General features: G+C 71.3%; 6 protein-coding genes and 1 pseudogene. 4 read left to right on the forward strand and 3 right to left on the reverse strand.

Annotated features, from left to right (window positions below; translation table 11 throughout):
* A partial coding sequence (locus JWQ91_RS12540; RefSeq protein ID WP_297784543.1) for a sigma factor occupies nt 1-404 on the reverse strand: 404 nt, incomplete at its 3' end.
* Between the two features lie 134 nt (nt 405-538).
* Here JWQ91_RS12540 and JWQ91_RS12545 point away from each other — a divergent pair.
* From JWQ91_RS12545 to JWQ91_RS12560, 4 genes are all read left to right on the forward strand, one after another.
* Nucleotides 539-1717, forward strand: coding sequence for an acyl-CoA dehydrogenase family protein (locus JWQ91_RS12545; RefSeq protein WP_297784544.1), 1179 nt, complete (start codon nt 539-541; stop codon nt 1715-1717).
* Between the two features lie 79 nt (nt 1718-1796).
* The gene (locus JWQ91_RS12550) at nt 1797-2162 is read left to right on the forward strand and encodes a hypothetical protein (RefSeq protein WP_297784546.1); all 366 of its coding nucleotides are present in this window, start codon (nt 1797-1799) and stop codon (nt 2160-2162) included.
* Nucleotides 2155-2556, forward strand: a complete 402-nt coding sequence (locus JWQ91_RS12555; RefSeq protein ID WP_297784548.1) for a hypothetical protein — start codon at nt 2155-2157, stop codon at nt 2554-2556. Before JWQ91_RS12550 ends, JWQ91_RS12555 begins: the two co-directional genes overlap by 8 nt.
* Before the next feature lie 91 nt (nt 2557-2647).
* Entirely contained in the window at nt 2648-3088 is a 441-nt protein-coding gene (locus JWQ91_RS12560; protein ID WP_297784550.1) for a hypothetical protein, read from the forward strand.
* On the opposite strand, the gene JWQ91_RS12565 is transcribed toward JWQ91_RS12560, so the two are convergent.
* The gene (locus JWQ91_RS12565) at nt 3080-3922 is read right to left on the reverse strand and encodes a hypothetical protein (protein WP_297784552.1); all 843 of its coding nucleotides are present in this window, start codon (nt 3920-3922) and stop codon (nt 3080-3082) included. The two genes, JWQ91_RS12560 and JWQ91_RS12565, sit on opposite strands and share 9 nt — an antisense overlap.
* A 161-nt stretch (nt 3923-4083) precedes the next feature.
* Nucleotides 4084-4270: pseudogene (locus JWQ91_RS12570) on the reverse strand (uroporphyrinogen-III C-methyltransferase); the annotation flags it as partial.

Consider the following 4270-nt stretch of genomic DNA (forward strand, 5'->3'; position numbering starts at 1 on the left):
CTGATCGTCACGGTCTCCTCGACCTCGTCGTAGTCGGGGCCGTTGGACCAGTCGTACTTGTTCTCCCGGTTGGTCGCGGCCTGGTCGTGGCGCACGGCGTCGACGGCGCGGCGGTGCGCCAGCGTCAGCACCCAGCTCTTGGCGTTGCCACGGGCGGCGTCGAAGCGGGCGGCCGACTGCCACACCTGGATGAAGACCTCCTGGGAGACCTCCTCGGCGCGGGCGGGGTCGCGGATCACCCGGCGGGCCAGTCCATGGACCGAGGCCGCGAGGGCGTCGTAGACCTCGGCGAAGGCGTGCTCGTCCCCGCGACCCACACGGGTCAGCAGGTCGTTGAGGTCCGCGACGGCGTCCGGCGCGTACGCCGGTGCGTCCGCGAGCCGCAGCTGGGCATGTCCTGGCACCGTGGTCCCCTTTCCGAGGAGCTTCCTACGTGCCATTCGCTGCCGCCTCGGTCCGGGATGGGTCGTCCACGCGAGAAGTTGGCGTGGCCTCGGGTCTCATCCTAGGTCGCCCCCCGTCGGGATACCGTGAACGCATGCCCGCTCCTTCCTTCGTGCCCCTGGACCCGCTCTCGCTCGACGACCTGCTGTCGCCCGAAGAGGTCGCGATCCGCTCCAGTGTCCGCGCGATGCTCGACCGGGACGTCGAGCCGCACATCGCCCAGTGGTTCGAGACCGGAGGAGTCGAGGCGCCGCGGGAGCTCTTCCGCGAGTTCGGCCGGCTGGGGCTGCTCGGGATGCACCTGGAGGGCTACACCCTCCCCGGCATGTCGTCGGTCGACTACGGGCTGGCGTGCCTGGAGCTGGAGGCCTGCGACTCGGGCATCCGCTCGATGGTGTCGGTGCAGGGATCCTTGGCGATGTACGCCATCTGGGCCTTCGCCACCGAGGAGGAGAAGCAGCGCTGGCTCCCCGGCATGGGGTCCGGCGAGATCGTCGGCTGCTTCGGCCTGACCGAGGCCGACCACGGCTCCGACCCCGGGCACATGCGCACGACGGCCCGCCGCGACGGGGACGACTGGGTCCTGGACGGCGGCAAGATGTGGATCAGCAACGGCACGTTCGCCGACGTCGCGGTCGTGTGGGCGCAGACCGACGAGGGCATCCGCGGGTTCGCCGTGCCGACCGACACGCCGGGCTTCAGCGCCCGGCTCATCAAGCACAAGATGTCGCTGCGCGCCGCGGCGACCGCGGAGCTCGTGCTGGAGGGCGTACGCCTGCCGGCCGGCGCGATGTTCCCTGAGGTCCGCGGGCTCAAGGGGCCGCTGTCGTGCCTGACGGAGGCCCGCTACGGCATCGTGTGGGGCTCGATGGGTGCGGCCCGCTCGTCGTACGAGACGGCGCTGGACTACTCCCGGACGCGCGAGCAGTTCGGCCGGCCGATCGGCGGCTTCCAGCTGACCCAGGCCAAGCTCGCCGACATGTGCCTCGAGCTGCACAAGGGGATGCTGCTGGCGCTGCACCTCGGCCGCCGCAAGGACAGCGTCGGTCTGACGACCGAGCAGGTCAGCTTCGGCAAGCTCAACAACGTCCGCGAGGCGCTCGACATCTGCCGCACGTCCCGCACGATCCTCGGCGCCAACGGGATCTCGCTGGAGTACCCGGTCATCCGGCACATGAACAACCTCGAGTCGGTGCTGACCTACGAGGGCACCGTCGAGATGCACACCCTGATCCTGGGCCAGGCGCTGACGGGGCAGAACGCGTTCAGCTGAGGCGGACGTGGGAGACTCTGCGTCGGACATCCTCGAACCACGCCGCCTCGCCCGAGGCGGCCACGACCAAGGGCAGCGCGTGACTGATCAGGTGGCATACGGCGTCGCGGCGCTCGCGGTCGCGGTGGCACTCTTCGCCGGCTGGCACATGTACCGCCGGCTCGAGTTCAGCAATCCGCTGTTCTACGCCGTCGCGGTGCTGGAGGTCGTGCTGGTCGTCGTGCTGGTCGGCGGCTGCATCGCGCTCGGCCGGACCTCGCGCGACGTGGACGGCGTCCTGTTCGTCTCCTATCTCGTGTCGATGGTCGCGATCCCGCCGGCCGCGGTCCTGTGGGGCATCGCCGAGAAGTCCCGCTGGGGCACCGGCGTCGTCGTCGTGGCGATGCTGAGCGTCGCGGTGCTGACCGTGCGCGTCCTCGACATCTGGAAGGGCACGTATGCCTGAGCGTTCCGACACCGCGCGCGGCTTCGGCCGTGCGCTGGTCGCCGTCTATGCGGTCTTCGCCCTCGCGGCGGCGGCGCGGTCGATCTTTCAGCTCGCGACCAAGGTCGAGTCCGACACCGTCGTGCCCTACGTCCTGTCGGCGTTCGCGGGCATCGTGTACGTCGTCGCGACCTACGCGCTGGCCCGCAACCTGCGCGGGCTGGCTCTGGTCACGATCGGGATCGAGCTGGTCGGCGTCCTGGTCGTCGGCGCGCTGTCCCTCGTCGACGGCGACCTGTTCCCGGACGAGACGGTGTGGTCGGACTTCGGCCGGGGCTACGGGTTCATCCCGCTGGTCCTGCCGTTCGTCGGGCTGTGGTGGCTGCGCCGGACGGGCGACACGGAGCAGAGCTGAGGCCCCACGCGCTCATACCGCGTAGGGCCACTCCCCGGCATTCAATCCCACCGCGGATGGCGGTCCCGGCAGCGACACGGAGAATTGACCGATGTACATCTTCCTCTCCCGCTGGACCGTGGCGTGCGGCAGGCAGGAGCTGTGGGATGCGCTGGAGGCGCTTCTGGCGACCGACGACCCCATGGTGTGGTGGCCGTCGGTGCAGGTCACGGGGTACGACGGCGACGTCATGCGCCTGCGGGCGGCGAGCGGTCTGGGCTACGTCGTGACGTTCACGTTGTCCGACCTCGTGGCCGACCGGCCGGACCGGCTGACGTTCGCCGCGAGGGGTGACCTGCGGGGTCGGGGCGTCGTGAGCTTCGTCGACCTCGGTCCGGCGTGCAGCGCGATGGACATCGACTGGCGGGTCGCGACCGACCGGCCGTGGATGCGGCGGACGGGCTGGCTGCTGCGCCCGGTCTTCACGGTGGGGCACCACCTCGTGATGCGCCGGGGCGAGCGGCACTTCGCCCGCTGGCTCGCCTCACGCTAGGCCGCACGTGCTCCGGAAGTAGTCGAAGAAGGCGAGCCGCTGGCCCTTGGTGAGGGGCAGGAAGTAGAAGGCGTTGTCGCTGACGTCGTCGGCGACGACCTTGACCGGAAACAGTCGCCCGACCTTGTCCTCGGCGAGGGCGTGCGGGTCGCACCGGGCCGGGACGACCTGCATGTCCAGCTCCGCCGGCGGCTCGCCCCGCCCGAGCGGGACGTCGACGTCGGCGGGGGAGCCCGGTGCCTGGCGGAACAGGACCGTGCTGCCGAAGCCCGCGAAGCGTACGTCCTCGCGCTCACCGGTCGGGGTCATCGTGACCGGCACGTGCAGGACCGAGCCCCGGCCGGTGCCGGTGACCGTGGGCTCGCCGACCGTGACGTCGGCGGCCTTCTCGAGCGTCAGCTGGGCGCAGTCCCGGTCGACGAAGTCGGCGGCGTTGCCGTACGGGTCGTCGGCCCGGGTGGTCGACCTGCGCGGGTCGCCCCCGTCGACGCGGTAGGTGAACGTGACCCGGGCGTCGACGTCGGTGCCGCAGCGACCCTTCGGCAGGGTGATCTCGAGATCGGTCTCGTACGTCGCGCCGATCTCCTCCTCCCCGGACCACGTCACCGGGCTGAACCTGGGGGAGGTGAGGACGGCCCGCTCGACCGTCACCGGGGCCTTCGTGCCGTTGTGGACCCGAAGGAAGACGACCCGCCCCTGGCGCTGGACCCGGGACTGGTCGAGGTGGACCGTGACGCCGTCGGGGAGCCTCGTCGCGGCGGGCTCGTCCCCGCCGCAGGCTGTCAGGGACGCGAGCAGGAGTGCTGCGACGAGGAGCCGGCCGAGCAGGGGCATGGGACCAGTATGTCGTCGTGCGCCGGGAGCGTTCACGATCCCGGACGCCGACGCCGGCACCCTGCGGGCCGCGAAGCGGAGCGAGCGGAAGCCCTGCTGGGCCTGACGTGGTGACCCGAGACGCCAGGCCGTGTCGTGCGGAGACGTCAGGCCCAGCGGGGTCAGGCGGGGTGGGGTCCCGCCCAGGCGGGGGAGAGGGTCACGACGTCGCCGATGACCGTGATCGCAGGAGACTCGGCCCCGACTGCCGCTGCGGCGTCCGCCAGGGTCGACAGCGTGCCGACCGTGACCCGCTGGGTGTCGGAGTAGCCACGCTCGATGATCGCGGCGGGGGTGTCGGCGTCGTGG

This window comes from Aeromicrobium sp. (genome assembly GCF_025965075.1).
GTDB lineage: Bacteria > Actinomycetota > Actinomycetes > Propionibacteriales > Nocardioidaceae > Aeromicrobium.

What these genes read in the sequence shown, in the direction of transcription:
- JWQ91_RS12545 (WP_297784544.1), top strand. Translation starts at nt 539, where the DNA reads ATGCCCGCTCCTTCCTTCGTGCCCCTGGACCCGCTCTCGCTCGACGAC.
- JWQ91_RS12555 (WP_297784548.1), top strand. Translation starts at nt 2,155, where the DNA reads ATGCCTGAGCGTTCCGACACCGCGCGCGGCTTCGGCCGTGCGCTGGTC.
- JWQ91_RS12560 (WP_297784550.1), top strand. Translation starts at nt 2,648, where the DNA reads ATGTACATCTTCCTCTCCCGCTGGACCGTGGCGTGCGGCAGGCAGGAG.
- JWQ91_RS12565 (WP_297784552.1), bottom strand. Translation starts at nt 3,922, where the DNA reads ATGCCCCTGCTCGGCCGGCTCCTCGTCGCAGCACTCCTGCTCGCGTCC.